Here is a 21,591-nt window from a genome sequence, read left to right on the forward strand (position 1 = left end):
GTGGCGAACGTCGAAGAGGTCAAGGTCAACGTGGCGGCCACGGTGGACGGCGCGCAGCGGGCGGTCGCCGGGATCCGGGCGGTGGCCGATCAGCTGGACGAGGCGCTGGCCCGGTTGCGGGTGACAGCGGTGGGCTCGTTCCATCCGGCGGCGGCGGCCGCTATCGCGCAGTTGGAGCAGGCGCGGACCCGGCTGGACGAGGCGGTGCAGCTGACGCACGCGGCGGTCGACTCGGCCAACCAGTTCCGCAGCACGATCTAGCGGGCATCTCGATCTGGCAGATATGACGAAGGCCGGCCCTCGGGCCGGCCTCGACGACGTCTTTCAGCGGGCGTTTATCAACGCCATCACTTCGGCGCGGACCTTGCCGTCGGTCTGGAAGCCACCGCGGACCGCACTCGTGACGGTACGGGCGCCGACCTTCCGAATCCCCCGCATCTCCATGCACAGGTGCTCGCACTCCAGGACGACGATCGCGCCGCGGGCACCGAGCTGCGCCATCAGCAGGTCGGCGATCTGTGACGTGAGGCGTTCCTGGACCTGCGGGCGGCGGGCGAAGACCTCGACCAGACGGGCCAGTTTCGACAGGCCGGTGATGCGGCCGTCGGTGCCGGGGATGTAGCCGATGTGCGCCACGCCCTTGAACGGCAGCAGATGGTGCTCGCACATGCTCTGCAGCTCGATGTCGCGGACCAGGACGAGCTCCTCGTGGTCCGCCTCGAACGTGGTGGTGAGAACGCTGGCCGGATCGACGCGGAGCCCGGCGAAGAGCTCGGCGTAGGCCCGCGCGACCCGCGCCGGGGTCCGTTGAAGCCCGTCGCGGTCCGGGTCCTCACCGACGGCGATGAGGATCTCCCGGACCGCTTTCTCGATCCGCCCGAGGTCGACGGCATCCTCCACCGGAGTACCGGTGAGCTTGCCGTCGACCAGCCGGGCGGCGAGGTAGTCGAGTTCGTCGGACAAGGTGATCAGTTGCTGCTTTCCGAACCGTTCGCATTCGGGTTGTGCCCGACCGCGATCTGACCGTCGGCCTCGGCCTGCGCCTTCAGCTTCTCCCGCTCGGCCGGAGTGACCACGGGCGGCGCCTCGGACGGCAGGCGCTTGCCGAAGCCGTTGAACGGCGACATCGGCGGGCGCTTGGCCACCCGGACACAGATCCGGTTCATGTCCTCCTGCGTGATGGTCTCCTTCTCCATCAGCTCGAGGACCATGTTGTCGAGCACGTCCCGGTACTCGACGAGGATCTCCCAGGCTTCGTCGTGGGCCAGCTCGATCAGCGCCCGGACCTCGGCGTCGATGTCCGCGGCGACGGAGTCCGAGTACGCCTTGTCGTGCCCCATGCTGCGACCCATGAACGGCTCGTCACCGGTGGTGCCGTACTTCACGGCGCCCAGCTTCGAGCTCATGCCGTACTGCGTGACCATGGCCTTGGCCAGGTTGGTCGCCTTCTCGATGTCGTTGCCGGCGCCGGTGGTGGGCTCGTGGAAGACGAGCTCCTCGGCGGCCCGGCCACCCAGCGCATACGCCAGGGTGTCGATCATCTCGGCCCGGGTCTGCGTGTACTTGTCCTCGGTCGGCAGGACCAGCGTGTGACCCAGCGAGCGGCCACGCGGCAGGATCGTCACCTTGTGCACCGGAGCGGAGTGCGGCAGAGCGTAGGCGACCAGCGCGTGTCCACCCTCGTGGTACGCGGTGATCTTCTTTTCCTTGTCGCTCATCGCCCGGGTGCGGCGCTCGGGGCCGGCGATGACCCGGTCGATCGCCTCTTCGAGGTACTCGTTGGAGATCGCCCGCTTCTCGTGCCGGGCGGTCAGCAGCGCGGCCTCGTTGATCACGTTGGCCAGGTCGGCGCCGGAGAACCCCGGGGTACGGCGGGCGACCGAGTCGAGGTCGACGTCGGGCGTGAACGGCTTGCCCTTGGCGTGCACCCGCAGGATCGCCTTGCGGCCCTCCATGTCCGGGTTGTCGACCGGGATCTGCCGGTCGAAACGGCCGGGACGCAGCAGCGCCGGGTCGAGGATGTCCGGCCGGTTGGTCGCCGCGATCAGGATCACGCCGCCCTTGGTGTCGAAGCCGTCCATCTCGACGAGCAGCTGGTTGAGGGTCTGCTCGCGCTCGTCGTGGCCACCGCCCATGCCGGCGCCGCGGTGCCGGCCGACGGCGTCGATCTCGTCGACGAAGACGATCGCCGGAGCGTTCGACTTGGCCTGCTCGAAGAGGTCGCGGACCCGGCTCGCGCCGACACCGACGAACATCTCCACGAAGTCGGAGCCGGAGATGGAGTAGAACGGCACACCGGCCTCGCCGGCCACGGCACGGGCCAGCAGGGTCTTACCGGTACCGGGGGAGCCGAAGAGCAGCACGCCCTTCGGGATCTTGGCGCCGAGTGCCTGGTACTTCGTCGGGTTCTGCAGGAAGTCCTTGATCTCCTGGAGCTCCTCGACCGCTTCGTCGGCGCCCGCCACGTCGGCGAACGTCGTCTTCGGCGTGTCCTTGGTGATCATCTTCGCCTTGGACTTGCCGAAGTTGAGCACCCGGGAGCCGCCGCCCTGCATCTGCGACATGAACAACAGCAGCAGGACCACGAGGATCGCGATCGGCAGCAGGTTGATCAGGATGCTGAGCAGAATGTTGTCACCGGAGACCGACGTGTCGACCTTGCCGGAGACGAACTTCTGAGCCCTGGCCTGCTCGGCTTTGGCGAAGATCTCGTCGGTGAGCTCATACGGATACTGAGCTTCGATCTGTTTGGTGGACTTGCCGTCGAACGTCTCGGCATTGGCGAGATCGATCTGGAGCGTCTGCTCCTTGTCCTTGAGGACGATCTTCTCGATGCCAGCACTGTTCAAACGGTCAAGCGCGACCGATGTCTCGACCTTCTGGTAGCTCGGACCACTGGTGAAGAGCATGCTCAGCCCGAGTACGCCGATGATCACCAGAATGATCCAGACCACCGGGCGGCGGAAGAAACGCGTACGTTCCATACTGTTGTCGGGCGCCAAGCGCCCGGACCCTCCTGATCGGCCGTCCTGGTCACCTCAACGTCACCGCCCACCGGCGGCTGCCGAGGCCGTTTCCGGCCTCAGCCCCTCCGGCGCTCGTGACACCGCGCCATCGGTCACTCGACCGTACACCGTAGGTGCTGTTTACGAACCCGTGAGCCCGCAGGGCGAACGACGCGTACGCCCGGTTAAATCAGGGCGGTTCAGGTGCAAAAACGCCCATAATGAACCAATACTGAGAACACGCTGAGAAAGCGGTTCAGCTACGGGCGTACACCTCGGGCTTGAGAACGCCCACGTAAGGCAGCTCCCGATACCTCTCGGCGAAGTCCAGACCGTAGCCGACCACGAACTCGCTGGGAATGTCGAAGCCCACATACCGAACGGGGACCTGCACCTTGACCGCGTCCGGCTTACGGAACAGCGCCACCACCTCGACGCTGGCCGGCTGCCGCGACTCCAGATACTTCATCAGCCAGGAGAGGGTCAAACCGGAATCCACGATGTCCTCGACGACGAGCACGTGCCGACCGGCGATGTCCCTGTCCAGATCCTTCAGGATCCGCACCACGCCCGACGAGGTCGTCCCCTGCCCATACGACGAGACGGCCATGAACTCCATCTCGGTCGAGGGGCCGTGCTTGCCCAGCGCCCGGGCGAAGTCGGCCATGAACATGACCGCGCCCTTCAGCACACAGACGAGCAGGATGCCGTCGGCGGCGTCGGTGTGGTCCACGGACACCTGCTTGGCCAGTTCGTCGATCTTGTCCCGGATCTGTTGCTCCGAGATGATCACGTGGTCGATGTCGGTGTCGTACCAAGAGCCATCAGCCATGGCCCTAAGCCTGCCGTATGCAAGTTACCGTTCGGCGAACGGGGCCGGATTCCGAACGGGATGCCTCAGCTGATATCGGCGGGAATCACCCGTACGAGGTCGTCCGAACGGCGTGCCACCCCTATTCCGGCGGGCAGGAACACCGGTCCCTGACCGTGCCAGTCGGTCACCAGAGCGTCCAGGGCGACCACATGGCCGTACGCCAGAGCCCCGCCCGGCGCCCCCAGCTCCCGCGCCCAGCGGTGCAGCGCCCGCCCCCGGATCGCCGGCAGCATCGCGGCCAGGACCGCCGCCGACAGGCCCGCCGCAGACCGGGCCGATTCGAGCGCCTGCGCGGACAACTCGTCGAGAGCCGCGTTGTCCGCCGCCACCAGCGCCGCGGTCCGGGCCAGATTGGGCAGCACGGCCGGGCCCAGGGCGTCGACCAGGGCCGGCAGTGCCGAGGCACGGACGCGCGAACGTGCGTACGCCGGATCGGTGTTGTGGGGATCCTCCCAGGGGGCCAGGCCCAGGGCGGCACACGCCTTCCGGGTGTCGGCCCGGGCCACCTCGAGCAGTGGCCGGCGGAAGACCCCCCGCCGGGCCGGCATCCCGGACAGCCCGCGCGGTCCGGCGCCCCGGGCCATCGCGAGCAGCACCGTCTCGGCCTGGTCGTCGCGGGTGTGCCCGAGCAGCACCGTGGCGGCGCCCAGCTCGGCGGCGGCCGCGCTCAGCGCCTCGTAGCGTGCGGTGCGGGCGGCCGCCTCCGGTCCGCCGGGCAGGCCGGACACCGAGACGGTCTCGATCCGCACCGGGTCGAGGCCGGCGTCGCGCGCCCACGCGGCCACCGACCGGGCACGCCGGTCGGAGCCCTCCTGCAGACCGTGGTCGACCGTGACCAGGCCGACCCGGCGGCCACAGAACTGGGCCGCCGAGGCGAGTGCCAGAGAATCGGCTCCACCCGAGCAGGCCACCAGGATCAGGGCATCCCCGGGAAGGTCGGCCAGGCCCCGGCGCACCGCCATGCGCACTGCCGCCACCGGCGGCGGGATCCTGGCCATGGTCAGCCGTGCACCCGCGCCACCCAGGCGTCCGGGTCGCCGAGCTCCTCCAGGCGGGGCAGCGACAGCGGGGAATCGAAGATCTTGTTGAAGCCGGCCATGCCGACCCGCTCGTGCACACCGTGGACGAACTTGCGGCCCTCGGCGTACTGCCGCATCTTGACCTCGATGCCGAGCACGCGGCGCAGCGCCTTCTCCAGGGGGTTGCCGCCCTCGCGGCGCCGGTTGAACTTGGCCCGGATCGACTCGACCGACGGGATCACCTCGGGACCCACGCCGTCCATGACGAACTCGGCGTGCCCCTCGAGCAGGGTCATCAGCGCGGTCAGCCGGTCCAGCACGGCACGCTGCGCCGGGGTCTGCACGATGTCCAGCACGGAGACACGGCTCTCCTCGTCACGCAGCGCCTCGGAGAGCGTGGCCACGCCCCGGCGCAGTCGCTCCAGCACGTGCTCGCCGCCCTGCGAGGCGTCGACGAAGGCCTGCACCTCGCCGAGGAAGTAGCCACGCATCCACGGGACCGCGGTGAACTGGGTGCGGTGCGTCACCTCGTGCAGGCACACCCAGAGCCGGAAGTCACGGGGATCGGCGTCGATCTTGCGCTCGACCTCGACGATGTTGGGAGCGTTCAGCAGGAGCTGACCCGGGTCGCCGGAGAACACCTCATACTGCCCGAGGACACGGCCGGACAGATAGGCCAGAACCGTCCCGGCCTGCACGCCGGTCACCCGGGAGCCGATCGCGTCGACCAGCGGGCTCGGCTCCTTGTCACCCGACAGGCGGGTCACGAGTGGGCCGATCACCCGCTGCAGGCCGGCGAGGTTCACCTTCGCCCAATCCCGCCGGTCCACCACCCGGACCGGCGGCACCTCGGTCTGTGAGGTCAACCCCGTGTATGCGGCGACGTGCACCGCCGCCTCGTCGGTCAGCGCCCGCAGCTCGGACACCACCTGAGTGGCCTCCTCGAAGGAGACCGCGGGCCCTGATTTGGACAGCGCGCCCGCGGTTGCGGCGGCCAGATCCCAGTCAACGAACTGCGCCATGCAGCCACCGTACCCGCGCGGTTCCAGACCGCACTCAGGTGAAACCCCGGATCAACAGCCGCAGGCCACCAACCGGGCCGCCACCTCGTCGATCGCCGACCGGGCCGCCACGGCATCCGCGCCGCCCTTCGCCATGATCGCGAAGGCGAGCACCCGCCGATCCCTGGTGACCAGCACTCCGGCCAGGGTGTTCACCCCACTCAGGGTGCCGGTCTTGGCCCGTACGACCCCCTGTGCCGTGGCGTTGCCGCTGGGTGTGGCGAATCTCGTCTCCATGGTTCCCGACCAGCCGGCCACCGGCAGCCCGTTGAAGATGTTGCCGAGCGCGGGCTGTGAGCCGCCGGCCGCCAGCGCCAGCGTCTCCACCAGCAGGGCCGGGGTGATGCCGTTGCGCTTGGAGAGGCCACTGGCGTCGTACAACGTCGCCTGATCGGCCGGAAGGCCCAGCTCGGCGAGCTTGTCGGCCATCGCCTCGGCCGCACCCGTGAAGCTCGCCTCCTTGCCGGCCGCCAGCGCCACCTGCCGGCCCAGCACCTCGGCCAGCACGTTGTCGCTCTGCTGCAGCATCCAGTCGACCACCTGCACCAGCGGCGGCGACTGCACCCGGCCCAGCTCGGCGCCGGGCGTCCAGGTCCCGGCCGGGTCGGCCGACGGCGCCGCGTCGGCGGCGCGGGCCGGCGCCGCGCCCTTCTTCACCGACGTCTGCGGCGAGCCGATCATCTTGGCGAACAGCTTGCCCGCCGACAGCGCCGGGTCGGCGTAGCGCGGATCCCCACCGAACTCGTTGTGCACCGGCTGAATCCGGCCGGCATTCGTCATCAGCGACTGGATCCGGGCCACCTGGCCACCCGGTGAGACGTCCCAGGCGTCCCAGCCCTGCGCGGTCTCCGGACCCTCGAAGAGCGAGGTGTCCACCACGACGCGGGTCGGTTTCACCCCGCCGAGCGTCTTCTTCACCTGCTCCGCCAGGTCGTCCAGGCGCGCCGCGCCGGGGAACAGGTCCTTGTCGTCCTCCTCGACGGCCAGCGTCGCGTCACCGCCACCGACGATCACCACCTCACCCGGGGCGCTACCGGCCACCACCCGGGTCTCCAGCCGGTAGGCGGCCCCCCGCGCGGCCAGCACGGTCGCCGCGGTCAGCACCTTCGTGGTCGAGGCCGGGGTGGTCGCCTTCTCCGGATTGCGCTCGTAGAGAACAGTGTCGCTCGCCACATCGAGCACCCGGATGTGCACGGTCGGGCCGAGCGCCTTCGCATTCACCAGCGGATCCAGCGCCGCCTTCACCGCCGCCGCGTCCGGGACGGAGCCGTCCGCCTCCGCTGCCACCAGGACCGGTGTCGGCGTCGGCTCCGGCGTGGTCGGCGCGGGGGCGGGCGTCGTCCGGGTCGGCTCGCCGGTCAGCGCGTCCAGCCAACCGTCGACCGGTCCGGGCCGCACCACGATCCCGACGGCGCCGATCATCGCAATCAAGATCAAACCCACGAGGGCCCATTTGGTACGCGACCCGCGCCCCGTTCCCACGCCGGCCGCAATCGCGCCCCCACCAGCGGCGGCCTCGCTACCGGTCCGGGGTTCGGCGTCCGTGCCGGGCTTCGACCCGGGCGCTGCGGTGGGCACACTCGCACGAGCCACATTCGGCGGTACGACGGCACGCCCGTACTGCCCGGCGCCGGCCGATCCCGCCTGCCCTGCCACCTGCCCGGCTCCCGGAGCAGCCGCCTTCGACGCCGTCCCGCTGCCGGCAATAGCCGACTTGGCCGCCCCGAACTGACCCGCGCCACCGACCTTCGCGGCCCCACCGACCTTCGCAGCACCACCGACCTTCGCGGCCCCGCTCGCCGTCGCACCACCGACCTTCGCGGCCCCGCTCGCTGCCGGGCCACCGGTCTGCGCGGCACCGCCGACTTTCGCAGCCCCGCTCGCCGCGGCACCGCCGACCTTCGCGGCCCCGCCCGCTGCCGGGCCACCGGTCTGCGCGGCACCGCCCACCTTCGCGGCACCGCTGGCTGCCGAGCTGTCCGGCCGAGCCGAGCCTTTAGCCGACGACTGTCCGGCTGACTGTGCTTTGCCACTCGCCGCTTGACCGATGGCCTGCGTTGCATCCGTGTCCGGGCTGGTCGGCGTGGTTCCCTTCGCCGTCGGCGTCCCGCCGGCGGCCGTCCCCGCCCGGCCCGTGCCCAGTGAGGTCGGCCTCGTCGCCCACGGCCCCACGCCCTGACCGGCACCGCTGCCCGGCCCGAGATTGGCGGTGCGGTCCGGGTCGACCGGGCGCTGCAGGCTGACAGTGCGGTCCAGGTCCGTAGGCGGTTGTTGCTTCGCCGGACGATTCAGATCCGCCGGACGCGGCAGGCTCGCGGTGCGATCCGGATCCACCGGTCGCTGCAGGCTCGCCGTGCGATCGGGATCGACAGCCCCGGGACTCCCCGGCCGGCCCGACATAGCGGTCCGGTCGATGGTCGCGGTCTGGTCGGGATCGATCGTCTTGATCTGTCCGGCGGCCGAACCACGATCGGCATCCGATACAGCCTGCTCCGCAGACCCACCCGCCGGGCCACCCTGGGGCGTCTGGCCGGGCGCACCACCATTACCGACCTGCGCAGATCCAGCGTCACCGACCTGCGCGGATCCAGCCTTGGCGACCTGCGCAGATCCAGCCTTGGCGACCTGCGCAGATCCAGCCTTGGCGACCTGCGCGGATCCGGCAGCTTGGCCAGTTTGAACCGCCGCACGGCCCGACCCGGCGCTCGGCACCTGACCCGCTGCGGACTCCCTACCCTCCGCAACCTGGGCCTGGGCACTCTTCTGGCCGTCCGGGACCACGGCACGACCCGACCCGGAGCCTGGCACCGCCGGCTGACCCGGCACTGATCCCTTGGCGCCGTGGGCCTCCGTCTGGGGCGCAGCACTGCCTTGACCAGGCTTCTCGGGCGTATTAGCTGCTGGCGCGCTCTGAGTGGCCGGCTTTTCGACTCGGCCGGGACCGGCGCCCAGGTCACCCAGGTCCCTCGCGCGCCTCGGAGCGGCACCCGAACCGGTATCAGCAGGCCGGGCCTCGCCAGCGCCCGAACCGGTATTAGCAGGCCGGGCCTCGCCAGCGCCCGAACCGGCATCCACAGGCCGAACCGGGCCGGCGCCCGAACCGGTATCAGCAGGCCGAACCGCGCCGCCGCCCGAACCGGCATCCGCAGGCCGAGCCGCGCCGGCGCCCGAGCCTTGACCAGCACCGGACTCAGCCGGCCCGCTCTGGGCAGCACCTTGAGCGGCGTCGGCTGCACCATCGGGATGACCGCTTGCGCTCTGCTCGCCGGGTGCAGAGGGTGCCCCAGCAGCGGATGCACTGATCGGCGCGGACGGACCTGCCGCCCAGGCCCCACGTGCGGAACCCTGACCCGCCTGCCCACCCGGCCAGTTCCCGGTCGGCCCGGGCCCACTGGGCGGATAGTGTCCGGATCCGCCGACCTGCGGCGAGGCGACGCTCCGCCCGGCCCGGTCGCCCGGTGCCGCGGCGACACCCGTTCGCGCACGATCCGCCGGTGCAGCCGTCACTCCCTGCACAGCAGGCTCCACCTGCGGAGAAATCGTTCCCTGCGCCGCGCTTTCGAGCTGAGGCGCCGAGGCCTGTCGCGGGATGGCCGGTGCCGATGCGGTGGCACGGGCGGCCGGAGTAGAGCCAGTACCGGCGCCTGATTCCGAACCATCCGCGTTATGCACCGATATAGGTGTTTGCGCAGCGGGCGCAGGTGGCTGCGAGACGATCGGCTGCGCCGGATCGGCCCCGGGGGCAGCAGACTCATCCCCCGAAAGGAACGTGAGCGGAAGCGGACCTTGACCCGGCCGGCTCCCAGCGGCGGACTGCCCCGCGGCAGGCGCCCCCGAACCGGCCGATGCAGCACCGAAGGGTGCCGGACCAGGCGAAGCAGCAGCGGCAGACGCCGGACCGGACGAAGCGTCAGCGGTGGGCGCCGGAGCAGACGAAGCAGCAGCAGCGGGCACCGGTTGTGACCGAGGCGCAGCGGCGGGCGTCGAGTCGGCGGTCGGCGGAGGGGATGCCACACCGTCGGGCGACGTGGCCACATCCGGGCGTGGCCCATCATCGTTGCCCGGATTGTCCGGTAATGTCGACGCTGCGGATGACGAATCGGTCGTCTTCCTAGCCTCTATAGGGTCAGGTTGCGAACCCGACACGCCGTGTTCCTCCGGACCGTCATGTGAATCTTGCCTCGTCACACGCCCCTCCTCGCCCGTGGCGTCAGACTTAGGGGAGACTAGCGACATCCGGCACACCGTCGCGCGCGGATCCTGCGGGCCCTGCTTCCATGCCCCGCTTCCCTGCCCGGCGGACCGGTCTATTCAAGCGGGCAAGCAAAAGGGGAGCGAATAATGGATTTCGACGTCTTGGTTGAGATCCCCAAGGGGCAGCGCAACAAGTACGAGGTCGACCACAAGACCGGACGTATCCGGCTGGACCGGACCCTCTTCACCGCGACACAGTATCCCGCGGACTACGGCTTCATCGAGGGCACCCTCGGGCAGGACGGCGACCCGCTGGACGCTCTGGTGCTGATCCAGGAGCCGACCTTCCCCGGTTGCCTGGTTCGTGCCCGCGCGATCGGGATGTACCGGATGTCCGATGAGAAGGGCCGCGACGACAAGGTCATCTGCGTCCCGTTCGAGGACCCGCGTCAGGAGCACCTGCGCGACATCCACCACCTGGGCGAGTTCGACCGCCTGGAGATCCAGCACTTCTTCACGGTCTACAAGGACCTGGAGCCGGGCAAGTCGGTCGAGGGCGCGACCTGGGTCGGCCGGATCGAGGCGGAGGCGGAGATCCGCGCGTCCTTCAAGCGCGAGGAGGCCGCTCAGGCCGAGGGAGAACACGAACACTGATCGCACGCTCCCGCGAACCGCTGACGACCGCACCTGCGAGCCCCGGGCCCGCAGGTGCGGTCGTATTGCAGCGCCGGGGATCTCGCCGTCGCGGTCAACCGCTGTGCCGGAGATCTCGCCGTTGCGGTCAATCGCCATGCCGCGGGTCTCGATGTTGCGGTCTATCGCCGTGCCGGAGGTCTCGACGCGGTGAGCGGGTCGAAGATGCGGACCAGCGGTCAGTTCAGGCCGGAGACCGCGCTGTAGAGGCCGATCACCGCGCACGCGACCGGGATGACCGAGACGACGATCAGGGCGTCGACGATGTCGGCGGCCCGGCCCAGGTAGGGCGAGGGCGGCCGGTCGGCGTACCGCGCTCCGGCGACGACGGTGACCAGCGCCATCAGGACGGCACCGCCGATCACCGCGGGCAGCGCATCGCCGGCTCCGGCGAGGAGGTCGACTCCGAGGGCTGCGCCACCGGCGAGGCCGGCGGCGAGGACCGGCATCCGGTGCCGCCGGGTGACGAAAAGGCGCGAACGTAGCAGCAGCGCGAGCGCGCTGACCGCGATCAGGGCACGGGACGCGAGCGTCCCGGCGGTGGCGAGCACGGCGAAGGCGCCGACGGCCAGCACGGCGTGGCCGAGGAGCATGCCCGCGAGAAGCTCATCGGTACGGGCCACCGAAGCGAACACGGCGCTCCGTTCCGGCAGTTTGCGCACCGGGTCGGCGGCGGGCCGGGCCGTCTCGTCGGTGATCGACTCGGTGCCGGGCGGCAGGGCGATCGGCGGCAGTGGGGTACGCCCGAACCGAACCGCGAGCAGCGGAAGCATCCCGATCCCGCAGACCAGAGCCGAGATGAGGATCGCCGCACCACCGGCGGCCGTGGTGAACAGCCCGGTGGCCGCGGTGATCGCGCCGAGCAGCCCGACCACGACGCCCGCGGTGAAGAACCGGGCTCCGGCGGCCACTCCGGCGCCGGCGAGCGCCGACACGAGCAGGACCGCCACCGAGCCGGCGAGCAGTTCCGGCCCGCCCAGCCACGGAACCAGGGCGAGGACGCCGCCGCGTTCGTACGACGTGATCAGCAGGGCACCACCGGCGAAGGCGTAGGGCAGCGCGTATCCGCCGAGGGCCACACCGGCGCGGGCGTCCCCGTACGCCCGGGAGGCGACCGTCCCGACGAGGGTGAGAAGGATCGCAGCACCCAGCCCGACCACGCCGGGCACCCCGCCGGAGCCGGACGCGAGCAGAGCCGGGATGCCGAGACCGAGGGGCACCGCGGCGGCTGCCAGGGTGGCCGTGCGGCTGGCTGCCGGGTCCCACACGCCACCCCGTCGACGGGCGCCCTCGGCGATGGCCTCGACCACGTCGTCGTACTCGAGCTCGGGCCACTCCTCGCCGGCCGGCACCAGGTGGAGCACCTCTCCGTCCCGTACACCCTGGGGGTGAAGGCCTTGAGCCGTGGTCAGGGCGACGCCGTCGCCGCGCCGGAGAACCCACCCGCCGTGCCGCTCGCCCTCGTCGGCGAGGCCCTCGCCGGCGTGCCGCAGCACCTCGGGCAGCAGCTCGGCCAGGGGCACCTGCTCGGGCAGGGCCACGTCGACCCGCCGTTGCGGCGCGCTGATGGTCACGCGGGCCAGACCGACGCTCACCTGCTAGTCCTTCCGTTCGTCCACAGCCAGTGACGGAGGTTATCCACATCGCCCGGGACGAGGCTGCGGGATCGACGGAACTTTACCTAGAGTGGGCCGGTCGTGAAGTCCCGAGATCCGGCGGGGCTGCCGGAGCCGGATTCAAGGGGGCGGGATGGGCACCGTGATGATCAAGCGGGCGGCCCGTCGACCGGCTCCGGAGATCCCGGAGGGGCAGCTGACCGTCGAGCCGCCGCCGGAGATCCCGGAGGCGACGGGTTCGCGCTGGCAGCAGTGGCTGATGGCGCTGCCGATGCTGGGCGGCACGATGGCCATGGCGATGATGATGGGCCAGGGGCGCGGGGGCGCGTACTCGTACGTGATCGGCGGTCTTTTCGGGGTTTCCTCGCTGGCCATGATGATGACCTCGTTCGGCGCGTCGGGGGCCCCGCGCAAGGCGGAGATGATGGCCGCCCGCCGGGAGTATCTGCGGCATCTGGCGTCGCTGCGCAAGCGGGTCCGCGAGACCGCGCGGATGCAGCGGACCGGTCTGCTCTACCGGCATCCCGATCCGGAGCGGCTGTGGTCGACAGCCGACAGCCACCGGGTGTGGGAGCGGCGTCCCGGCGATCCGGATTTCGGTGTGGTGCGGGTGGGCCTGGGCCCGCAGACGCTGGCGACGCCGCTGGTCCCGCCGGTGACCCGCCCGCTGGACGAGCTGGAGCCGATGACCGCGGGTGCGCTGCGCCGCTTCCTCGACGCGTATTCGGTGGTGCCCGATCTGCCGGTGGCGATGTCGCTGCGCGGGTTCGCGCGGGTGTTCGTGCGGGGCGACGCGCCGGGCGCGGAGGGGCCGCGCGCGCTGGTCCGTGCGGTGCTGACGCAGCTCGCCGTCTTCCACGCGCCGGAGGATCTGGTGATCGCGGTCTGCGTCGGGCGGGAGGCCCGGCAGTACTGGGAGTGGGTCAAGTGGCTGCCGCACGCCCAGCATCCGATGCTGACCGACGCGCTGGGCCCGGTTCGGCTGGTGGCCGGTGACGAGCCGGGTCTGGCCGCATTGCTGGAGCAGGTGATCGGGGCACGGCCGCGGTTCCATCCCGGCGGTGCCGGCGGGAGCACGCCGCACGTAGTGGTCGTGATCGACGGGGCGGAGCCGGCCACCACCCGGCTGGACGACGCGCTCGACGGCCTGACCGTGCTCGACCTCGACACCATGCCGCCGCGGCTGCTGGACCGGTCGTCGCTCGTGCTCGAGGTCCGGACCGACGGCGTGCTCGGCACCCGGACGATGGATCACGAGAGCGAGGCGGGCCGCGCCGACGGGCTGACCGTGGACGAGGCCGAGGCGGTGGCCCGGCGGCTGGCGCCGCTGCGCCTGGCGACCGCTCCGGACCCGGGTGGCGGCACCCCGGCCGCGGCCGAGACCGGCCTGCCGGAGCTGCTGGGCATCCCCGATCCGGAGAACTTCTCGGTGAGCCGGGGCTGGCCGGCCCGCCCGCACCGGGACCGGCTGCGAGTGCCGATCGGCGTGAGCGACGACGGTATGCCGGTCGAGCTGGACCTGAAGGAGTCGGCGCAGGACGGCATGGGCCCGCACGGCCTGCTCGTCGGCGCGACCGGCTCCGGCAAGTCGGAGCTGCTGCGCACGCTGGTGCTGGCGCTGGCGGCCACCCACTCGTCGGAGATCCTCAACTTCGTTCTGATCGACTTCAAGGGCGGCGCCGCGTTCGCCGCCTGTGACCGGCTGCCGCACACGGCCGCCCTGGTCACCAACCTGGAGGACGCGCTGCCGCTGGTCGACCGGATGGCCGATGCGCTGGAGGGCGAGCTGAGCCGGCGGCAGGAGCTGCTGCGCAAGGCCGGCAACTACGCGGGACAGTTCGACTACGAGAAGGCGCGGCTCGGCGGGGCGCCGCTGGCTCCGCTGCCCACGCTCTTCGTGGTCTGTGACGAGTTCACCGAGATGCTGGAGAAGCGGCCGCACTTCATCGACATCTTCCTGCAGATCGGGCGGCTCGGCCGGTCACTCGGCGTGCATCTGCTGCTGGCCAGTCAGCGGCTGGAGGACGGTCGGCTGCGTGGCCTGGACACGCACCTGTCGTATCGGATCGGCCTGCGGACCTTCTCGGCGCTGGAGTCGCGGGCGGTCCTCGGCGTGCCGGACGCGTACGAGCTGCCCCGCTCCCCCGGTAACGGCTACATGAAGTTCGGCACCGAGCCGCTGATCCGGTTCAAGGCCGCCTATGTGGGTGGGCCGGTCCGCCGGGCCGGCCGGTCCGGCGGGCGCGCCGATCACGGTGGCGTCCAGGTGCTGCCGTGGACGACCCGGCACGTCGCGGCGCCGGTGTCCGCGCCGAAACCGGCGCAGGCCGACGACGACGGGCCGAAACTGGCCGACGTGATGATCGAGCGGATCATCGGGCAGGGCCCGCCGGCCCACCAGGTGTGGCTGCCGCCGCTGGACGAGTCCGCGCTCCTCGACGAGTTGCTCGGGCCGGTCGGCGTGACGCCGGGCCGGGGGCTGACCTTCACCAACCCGGCGCTGCACAACCGGTTGCAGGTGCCGATCGCGGTCATCGACAAGCCGCGTGAGCAGGTCCGCGACGTGATGTGGCTGCAGCTGGCCGGAGCAGCCGGGCACGTCGCCGTGGTCGGTGGCACGCAGAGCGGTAAGTCGACGGCGCTGCGGACCCTGGTGTGCGGGCTGGCGCTCACCCACACGCCGGCCGAGGTGCAGGTCTACTGCATGGACTTCGGTGGCGGCGGTCTCGGGACTCTGCGTGACCTGCCGCATGTGGGCGGGGTGTTCGCCCGGCTCGACGCGGAGGGGGTACGGCGTACCGTCGGCGAGATCGTCACCCTGCTCGCCGAGCGGGAGGCCCGGTTCGCCGAGCTGGCAGTCGAGTCGATGGCGGCCTACCGCAGCCGGCGTGCCGGTGGGGGCAACGACCCGTTCGGCGACGTGTTCCTGGTGATCGACGGCTGGAGCACGATCCGCAAGGAGTTCGAGGAGCTGGAGCCGGTCCTCACCGATCTGGCCACCCGCGGTCTGTCGTACGGCATCCACCTGGTGGCGGCCACGTCCCGTTGGATGGACTTCCGGCCGGCCGTCCGGGACCTCTTCGGCTCCCGGCTCGAGCTGCGGCTGGGTGATCCGTCGGACTCGATCATCGCCCGTCGCGCGGCCGAGTCGGTGCCCGACGAGGCGCCCGGCCGCGGCATGATCCCGCACCCCGCCGACCGGGCCAAGGGCCTGCACCTGCTCACGGTCCGGCCCGAGGTGAGCTCGATCGGCGACACCCCGGCGCTGGTCAAGTCGATCGCATCGGCCTGGGAGGGGACGCCGGCGCCCCGGGTGCGCCTGCTGCCGGCCTCGGTGCCGTACACGTCGCTGGAGGTGGAGCGGAGCGGCGGCCTGCGGATCCCGATCGGCATCGCCGAGGCCGACCTGCGGCCGGTCGAGATCGACTTCGCGTCTGACCCGCACTTCCTGCTGTTCGGTGACGCGGAGTCGGGCAAGACGTCGTTCCTGCGGTCGATCGCGACGACGCTCACCCAGCGGTTCCGGCCGGAGGAGTGCCGGATCATCCTGGTCGACTACCGGCGCAGCCTGATGGATCTGCCCGAGTCCGAGCACCGCATCGGGTACGGCATGCAGGCTCAGCAGACGCACGACCTGATCCTGTCCGCCGCCGGGTACATGCAGCGGCGCTTGCCCGGGCCCGAGGTGACCGCCCGTGAGCTGCGGGAGCGCTCGTGGTGGACGGGGCCGGAGCTGTTCGTGCTGGTCGACGACTACGACCTGGTGGTGTCCGGTCCGACGAACCCGTTGACGCCGCTCGTGGAGTACCTGCCACAGGCTCGTGACATCGGGCTGCACCTGGTGCTGACCCGGCGCTCCGGCGGGGCGGGGCGGGCGCTCTACGAGCCGGTCGTCCAGCGGCTTCGGGAGCTGTCGGCCCCCGGCCTGGTGATGTCGGGCTCGCCGGACGAGGGTGCGCTGATCGGAAACGTGAAGCCTTACCCTCTGCCACCGGGTCGGGGCCGCCTCATCACGCGCCGTGAGGGTACGCGGTTGATCCAGGTCGCCCACGTGCCGCCGTTCCGTGACGCGGGTCGATGAACAGACATCCGGTGCGATTGAACGGTACGGACCGCAGCGACACGCCGGTACGAGGGAGTAATCTCCCTCCATCGACTGACGATGCGACCCTGCGACCCGGCAGCGATTGACCGAAGCCACGACCGACCCGTCCTGGAGAATGGCGACGCCGACCGTGACCAGTGAGCATCGAGAACCGGCCGGCCCGGTGGTGTGGGGTGACCCCCTGCGGCGGTCCACGGCCCGGAGCCGGAGCGGGCGGCGTCTGGGCGCGGCGGCGCTGGCCGGCCTCATCGCGTTCAGCGTTCCGTCCATCGCCAGTGCGGCCCCGTTGACCGAGCCGATCATCAACGGCGACACCGTCCGGGCCGATCAGTGGCAGCTGGGCGCGCTCAACCTGGCCGAGGCGTGGAACTATTCCGACGGCGCCGGGGTCACGGTCGCGGTCATCGACTCGGGCGTGGACGCTCATCACGTCGACCTGGAGGGCCAGGTGCTGCCCGGCGTCGACCTGGTCGACAGCAAGGGCGACGGCGAGAGCGACCCGGTCGGCCACGGCACCACGGTGTCGGCGATCATCGCGGGCCGTAACGACGACCAGGCCGGCGTCATCGGCATCGCACCGAAAGCCAAGATCCTGCCGGTCCGGGTGCTGGACGAGGACAATCGGTATGACGACGCGCTCATCGTGGCGAAAGGGCTGCGCTGGGCGGTCGACAACGGCGCCAAGGTGGTCAACCTGTCACTCGGTGGCAGCGGGTCCAGCCCGACCCTCGCGGCTGCCATCGACTACGCGTTCGCCAAGGATGTCGTGGTGGTCGCCTGCACCGGCAACGCCACCGGCACCAGCACCTCGAAGACCTCCAACTACGGGGTGTGGTATCCCGCTCGTGAACCGGGTGTCATCGCCGTCGGCGGCACCGACCGTGACGGCGAGGGCCTCTGGACCGGTTCCATCCGCGGCAAGGAGACGGTGGTGACCGCGCCGGCGACCGACCTGGTCGGGGCCCGTCCACGCGGCTACTGGAAGGTGCAGGGCACCAGCTTCGCGTCCCCGATGGTCGCCGCGACGGCGGCGCTGATCCGCTCCCGCTGGCCGGACATGTCAGCGCCCGAGGTGGTCAACCGGATCATCCGGACGGCTTCGGACCGTGGCGAGCCCGGCCGCGACCCGGAATTCGGGTTCGGCCTGATCGACCCGGTCAAGGCGCTCACCGCCGACGTGCCGTTCGTCACCGGCAATCCGCTCGACAACACGCCGCCGCCCGGGGTGGGCCGGTTCGGCAGCGCCCCGGTGGCCGGGCAGGCCCAGTCGGCGCCGCAGCAGAGTGTCGAGCCACCGGGCGCCACGAAGGCCGTCCCGGGTGGGAACACCGTTGGGTGGGCCGCACCGCCCGAGCCCGAGCCGGCCGACGACTCACCGACGGCCCGGTGGATAGCGATCGGCCTGTTCCTGTTGTCAGCGATCGCGGCCGCGATCACCATCCGCCGATTCGCCGCCACCACGGGCTGAGAGACGCCACGGGCTCAGGGACGCGCGCGGCTACTACGGGCTCAGGGACGCGCCCCGCGCCGCCTTCGGAGATCCGGGACGGAACGGCTTCAGCCCGGATGGTCGCGTTGGGGCCGTGAGGCACCGCTGCGGCCGCGTGGCCGCCACGGGCGATGTGGGTGCGAATGTCGGCCGTTTAGACCGTACCTAATAGGGTATTCCTCATAAGTCGGGCGAGTGGGTGAGGCGATCAGGCGCACTCGCCGGTGCGGACCTCGCGTGTGTTGACCCGGCCGTTCTGGGCGACCGGCGCGGCCTCGTCGGCGGTGAGGGCGAATCCGACGTTCTTGTCGTCCGCCGCGGCAGCGAAGATGACGCCGAGGACGTCGCCGTTCGGGTCGATCAGCGGGCCGCCGGAGTTGCCGCTCCGGACCAGCGACTTGATGGTGTAGATGTCACGCGTGACGTCGCCGGACTCGTAGATGTCGGGGCCGGTGATGTCGCCGACGTCGCGGACCCGGGCGGACTGCGCGTTGTACGGCCCATCCTGCGGGTAGCCGAGGACGATCGCGCTGGCGCCGGTCGCGGCTTCCTTGCGGACGAAGTTCATCACCGGGGCCTTGAGGCCGGGCACGTAGAGGACGGCCAGGTCACGCTTGGGGTCGTAGACGACGACCTTGCCCTCGATCTGGCGCCCGCCGCTCTCCACGACGACCTCACGCGTGCCCGCGACCACGTGCGCGTTGGTCATGACGCGCTCGGTGGCGTAGACGAAGCCGGTGCCCTCGATGCGGCGCGAGCAGCTCGGCGCCGAGCCGAGGATCTTGAGGACCGAGCTCTTCGAGTCCTTGACGACCTTGGAGCCGGCCAGCGCCGGGTCGGGGGCGGCCACCTCGCGGGCCTGCGTGCGAGCCAGACCGCCGAAGACGTCGGGGAAGCCGTTGGTGTCGAGGGTGTCACGCAGCCCGGAGGAGAGGGCCCGCACCTCCTCGGGGACCAACTCGGTGACACCGCCGAGGATCGCGCTGTCCCGGACCGCCGCGTTGATCGCCGGGAACGGCGTCGAGCCGAACGGAACGGCGACCAGCCAGGCCGCGAAGAGGACCGCGATCACCGAGACGAGCGCGCCGCCGGCGTCGTCGAGGTATTGCACCGGCTTGCTCTGGATGACCTGCCGCAGGTTGGTGCCGAGCCAGCCGGCCAGGGTCTGGCCGAGGACCGCGAGGACGAGGATGACGCCGAGCGCGACGACCAGCCGCACCGTGCCGTTCTCGAACTGGCGGGCCAGCAGCGGACCGAGCTGCAGACCGATGAGAACACCGCTGAAGAAGCCACCGAGCGACAGCGCGCCGATGACGAAGCCCTGGCGATATCCGCTGATCGCGAACAGCACCATGACCACGATCAGGAAAATATCGACCACGGGCACTCACTCAGCGTAGAAGTCGGGGGCCATCTCACGGCACCACCTCATCCGGCGCACCGCCGCGGGCGGCCGGAACGGGGGCGACGGCGTCCGGAAGCTCGATGATGCGGCCCGGCTCCCAGGGGAGCGCCCAACCGGCCATGTCCAGCAACGCAGCGATCACCCCAGCCGTGAAACCCCAGACGAGCAGACCGCGAACCTGGAAGGCAGGCCCGATCCAGCCACTCGGATGTCGCACCCGGATACGGTTCGCGGGGTCTGCCAGTTCACTGATCGGCAACCTGTCCACATGCGCAACCTCACTCGGCTGCAGCGGATGCACCGGATGCGGCTTGCGCCACCAGGCCAGCACCGGGCTGACCACGAACCCGCTGACCGGGATCCACAGCTCCGGCAGCAGCGCCAGCACCTCGGCGGAGGTGGGGTCGAGACCGACCTCCTCCTGCGCCTCCCGCAGGGCGGTGGCCGGGGCGTCGGCGTCCTCCGGGTCGGTGGCACCGCCCGGGAAGGCAGGCTGCCCGGCATGGTTGCGCATGGTCGCCGCCCGCTGAAGGATCAGCAGGTCGGGACGGCCGGGCTGCTCCTCGCTCTCGCCGAGCAGGACCAGGACCGCGCTCTCCCGCCCACCCGCGCCGACCGGGCGGCGCAGGGGGGTGAAATCCTCGGTACGGCACTCGCCGACCCGGGTGAGCAACGGCTCGAACCAGTCGGGCAGCCCCTCCGGTCGCCCCAGCACTGCACCCCGGCTCATCGGGCCACCGTAACGCCGAACTGTTTCTGCACCTGTTCGATCAACTGGTCGACGTCCATGGCGTTGCGATGCACGTACATCCCCCCGTCGGCCTTGATGAAGACGGTGGCGGGCAGCATGGTCACGCCGAGCCCGCCGATGAAGCGCTGCTCCGGGTCGAAGAGAGTCGGAAAGGTGACACTCCGGTCGCCGGCGAACTCGGCGGCCCGGGAACGGTCGTCACGGGTGTCGACGCCGATGACGGTGAACCGGCCGTCGGCCCGGTCGGCGAGCCCCTGCATGACCGGCAGCTCCTCACGGCACGGGCCGCACCAGGAGCCCCACACGTTGATGACCGCCGGGCCGCGCAGGTCTCTCAGTGGCACCTGGGCGCCGCCGGTGAAGCAGGGAAGCGAGATGTCGGGGATCTCGGAGACCGACCCACCGGTCAGGCTGTCGCACGCCGCGAACGGCGAGGGTGTCTCCGGCTCCTCGACGGAGGCCGTGCATCCGGCCAGGGCGAGAGCGGCCACCAGAATCGGGGAAAGCTGCCTCACCGCTCCTCCGGAGCCCGAACAACGGCGGCCGGAGCGAGATCGGAATCCAGGCCGGCGGCGGCCGGAGCGGAATCCAGGCCGGCATCGGCCGGAGCGGAATCGGGATCTGGGCCGGGATCGGGATCCACGCCCGCGGTGGCCGGGACGAGATCGGGGTCCACACCCGCGGCGACCGCCAGCTCGCGCGCCCGCGGCCCCTTCAACAACCTGGCGGCCGGCGCGGCCTCGGTCGGGCCCGTCCCGTACGACGGGCACATGCTAGACAGCGTGCAGGCCCCGCAGGCGGGTGTCCGCGCATGGCAGACCCGCCGACCGTGGAAGATCACCCGGTGCGACAGCATCGTCCAGTCGCGTTTCTCGATCATCCCGGCGACCGCGAACTCGATCTTCACCTCGTCCTGCTCGTCGACCCAGCCGAACCGGTTGGTGAGCCGCTTGAAGTGGGTGTCGACGGTGATGCCCGGGACGCCGAACGCGTTGCCGAGCACCACGTTGGCCGTCTTGCGCCCGATGCCGGGCAGTTTGACCAGCTGCTCCAGCTTGCGCGGGATCTCGCCACGATGCCTGTCGAGCAGCGCCTGACCGAGCCCGATCAGCGAGTTGGTCTTGGCGCGGAAGAAGCCGGTCGGCCGGAGCAGCGCCTCCATCTCGGCGCGGTCGGCAGCGGCGTAGTCGGCTGCCGAACGGTACCGCCGGAACAGCTCGGGGGTGACCTGGTTGACCCGGACGTCGGTGGTCTGCGCGGACAGGATCGTCGCGACGGCGAGCTCGAGCGGGTTGGTGAAGTCGAGCTCGCAGTGCGCGTCGGGATGTGTCTCGGTCAGCACCCGGGCCATCCGGCGGGCGCGGCGCTTGCGGCCCAGC

At 71.1% G+C, this 21,591-nt stretch carries 14 protein-coding genes and 1 pseudogene; 4 read left to right on the forward strand and 11 right to left on the reverse strand.

The window, feature by feature from the left end; translation table 11 throughout:
* The gene (locus tag ACQPZW_RS47270; protein WP_093619422.1) at positions 1–261 is read left to right on the forward strand and encodes a hypothetical protein; all 261 of its coding nucleotides are present in this window, start codon (positions 1–3) and stop codon (positions 259–261) included.
* 63 nt (positions 262–324) lie between these two features.
* On the opposite strand, the gene folE is transcribed toward ACQPZW_RS47270, so the two are convergent.
* From folE to dacB, 6 genes are all read right to left on the reverse strand, one after another.
* Entirely contained in the window at positions 325–963 is a 639-nt protein-coding gene (gene folE, locus ACQPZW_RS47275; RefSeq protein ID WP_433792501.1) for a GTP cyclohydrolase I FolE, read from the reverse strand.
* Between the two features lie 5 nt (positions 964–968).
* Entirely contained in the window at positions 969–2,984 is a 2,016-nt protein-coding gene (gene ftsH / locus ACQPZW_RS47280) for an ATP-dependent zinc metalloprotease FtsH (protein WP_433792502.1), read from the reverse strand.
* Positions 2,985–3,261: 277 nt separating this feature from the next.
* Entirely contained in the window at positions 3,262–3,837 is a 576-nt protein-coding gene (gene hpt, locus ACQPZW_RS47285; protein WP_433792503.1) for a hypoxanthine phosphoribosyltransferase, read from the reverse strand.
* Positions 3,838–3,902: 65 nt separating this feature from the next.
* Entirely contained in the window at positions 3,903–4,877 is a 975-nt protein-coding gene (tilS, locus tag ACQPZW_RS47290; protein WP_433792504.1) for a tRNA lysidine(34) synthetase TilS, read from the reverse strand.
* A 2-nt stretch (positions 4,878–4,879) separates the two neighbouring features.
* Entirely contained in the window at positions 4,880–5,920 is a 1,041-nt protein-coding gene (locus ACQPZW_RS47295) for a zinc-dependent metalloprotease (RefSeq protein ID WP_433792505.1), read from the reverse strand.
* Positions 5,921–5,971: 51 nt separating this feature from the next.
* Complete coding sequence (gene dacB / locus ACQPZW_RS47300) at positions 5,972–7,381, reverse strand: D-alanyl-D-alanine carboxypeptidase/D-alanyl-D-alanine endopeptidase (RefSeq protein ID WP_433792506.1); 1,410 nt, start codon at positions 7,379–7,381, stop codon at positions 5,972–5,974.
* Positions 7,382–10,300: 2,919 nt separating this feature from the next.
* Between dacB and ACQPZW_RS47305 the strand changes: the two genes are divergently transcribed.
* Positions 10,301–10,807 carry an inorganic diphosphatase gene (locus tag ACQPZW_RS47305; RefSeq protein WP_433792507.1) on the forward strand — a complete coding sequence of 169 codons (507 nt, stop codon included), beginning with the start codon at positions 10,301–10,303 and terminating at the stop codon, positions 10,805–10,807.
* Positions 10,808–11,025: 218 nt separating this feature from the next.
* On the opposite strand, the gene eccD is transcribed toward ACQPZW_RS47305, so the two are convergent.
* A complete protein-coding gene (gene eccD, locus ACQPZW_RS47310; protein WP_433792508.1) occupies positions 11,026–12,441 on the reverse strand; it encodes a type VII secretion integral membrane protein EccD in 1,416 nt (471 codons plus the stop codon).
* A 154-nt stretch (positions 12,442–12,595) separates the two neighbouring features.
* On the opposite strand from eccD, the gene eccCa reads away from it, so the two are divergent.
* Both eccCa and mycP read left to right on the forward strand, forming a co-directional pair.
* Complete coding sequence (eccCa, locus tag ACQPZW_RS47315) at positions 12,596–16,543, forward strand: type VII secretion protein EccCa (RefSeq protein WP_433792509.1); 3,948 nt, start codon at positions 12,596–12,598, stop codon at positions 16,541–16,543.
* Positions 16,544–16,682: 139 nt separating this feature from the next.
* Entirely contained in the window at positions 16,683–18,035 is a 1,353-nt protein-coding gene (mycP, locus tag ACQPZW_RS47320; RefSeq protein WP_433792510.1) for a type VII secretion-associated serine protease mycosin, read from the forward strand.
* A gap of 229 nt (positions 18,036–18,264) precedes the next feature.
* Here the strand turns inward: mycP and ACQPZW_RS47325 are convergent, their stop codons facing one another.
* The 4 genes and pseudogenes from ACQPZW_RS47325 to nth all read right to left on the reverse strand — a co-directional run.
* Positions 18,265–19,443 carry a MarP family serine protease gene (locus ACQPZW_RS47325; RefSeq protein WP_433792511.1) on the reverse strand — a complete coding sequence of 393 codons (1,179 nt, stop codon included), beginning with the start codon at positions 19,441–19,443 and terminating at the stop codon, positions 18,265–18,267.
* A gap of 28 nt (positions 19,444–19,471) precedes the next feature.
* The gene (locus ACQPZW_RS47330; protein ID WP_433792512.1) at positions 19,472–20,191 is read right to left on the reverse strand and encodes an NUDIX hydrolase; all 720 of its coding nucleotides are present in this window, start codon (positions 20,189–20,191) and stop codon (positions 19,472–19,474) included.
* Entirely contained in the window at positions 20,188–20,727 is a 540-nt protein-coding gene (locus ACQPZW_RS47335) for a TlpA family protein disulfide reductase (RefSeq protein WP_433792513.1), read from the reverse strand. Before ACQPZW_RS47335 ends, ACQPZW_RS47330 begins: the two co-directional genes overlap by 4 nt.
* A gap of 140 nt (positions 20,728–20,867) precedes the next feature.
* Positions 20,868–21,563, reverse strand: a pseudogene (gene nth, locus ACQPZW_RS47340) (endonuclease III); the annotation flags it as partial.
* Positions 21,564–21,591: the final 28 nt, after the last annotated feature.

Source organism: Actinoplanes sp. CA-252034 (assembly GCF_050956125.1).
Taxonomy (GTDB): domain Bacteria; phylum Actinomycetota; class Actinomycetes; order Mycobacteriales; family Micromonosporaceae; genus Actinoplanes.

Bases quoted from the DNA above. Each gene is read 5' to 3' on its own strand.
- hpt (WP_433792503.1), bottom strand. From the start codon at position 3,837: ATGGCTGATGGCTCTTGGTACGACACCGACATCGACCACGTGATCATC.
- ACQPZW_RS47305 (WP_433792507.1), top strand. From the start codon at position 10,301: ATGGATTTCGACGTCTTGGTTGAGATCCCCAAGGGGCAGCGCAACAAG.
- dacB (WP_433792506.1), bottom strand. From the start codon at position 7,381: ATGATCGGCGCCGTCGGGATCGTGGTGCGGCCCGGACCGGTCGACGGT.
- eccCa (WP_433792509.1), top strand. From the start codon at position 12,596: ATGGGCACCGTGATGATCAAGCGGGCGGCCCGTCGACCGGCTCCGGAG.
- ACQPZW_RS47330 (WP_433792512.1), bottom strand. From the start codon at position 20,191: ATGAGCCGGGGTGCAGTGCTGGGGCGACCGGAGGGGCTGCCCGACTGG.
- ACQPZW_RS47295 (WP_433792505.1), bottom strand. From the start codon at position 5,920: ATGGCGCAGTTCGTTGACTGGGATCTGGCCGCCGCAACCGCGGGCGCG.
- ftsH (WP_433792502.1), bottom strand. From the start codon at position 2,984: ATGGAACGTACGCGTTTCTTCCGCCGCCCGGTGGTCTGGATCATTCTG.
- tilS (WP_433792504.1), bottom strand. From the start codon at position 4,877: ATGGCCAGGATCCCGCCGCCGGTGGCGGCAGTGCGCATGGCGGTGCGC.
- mycP (WP_433792510.1), top strand. From the start codon at position 16,683: ATGGCGACGCCGACCGTGACCAGTGAGCATCGAGAACCGGCCGGCCCG.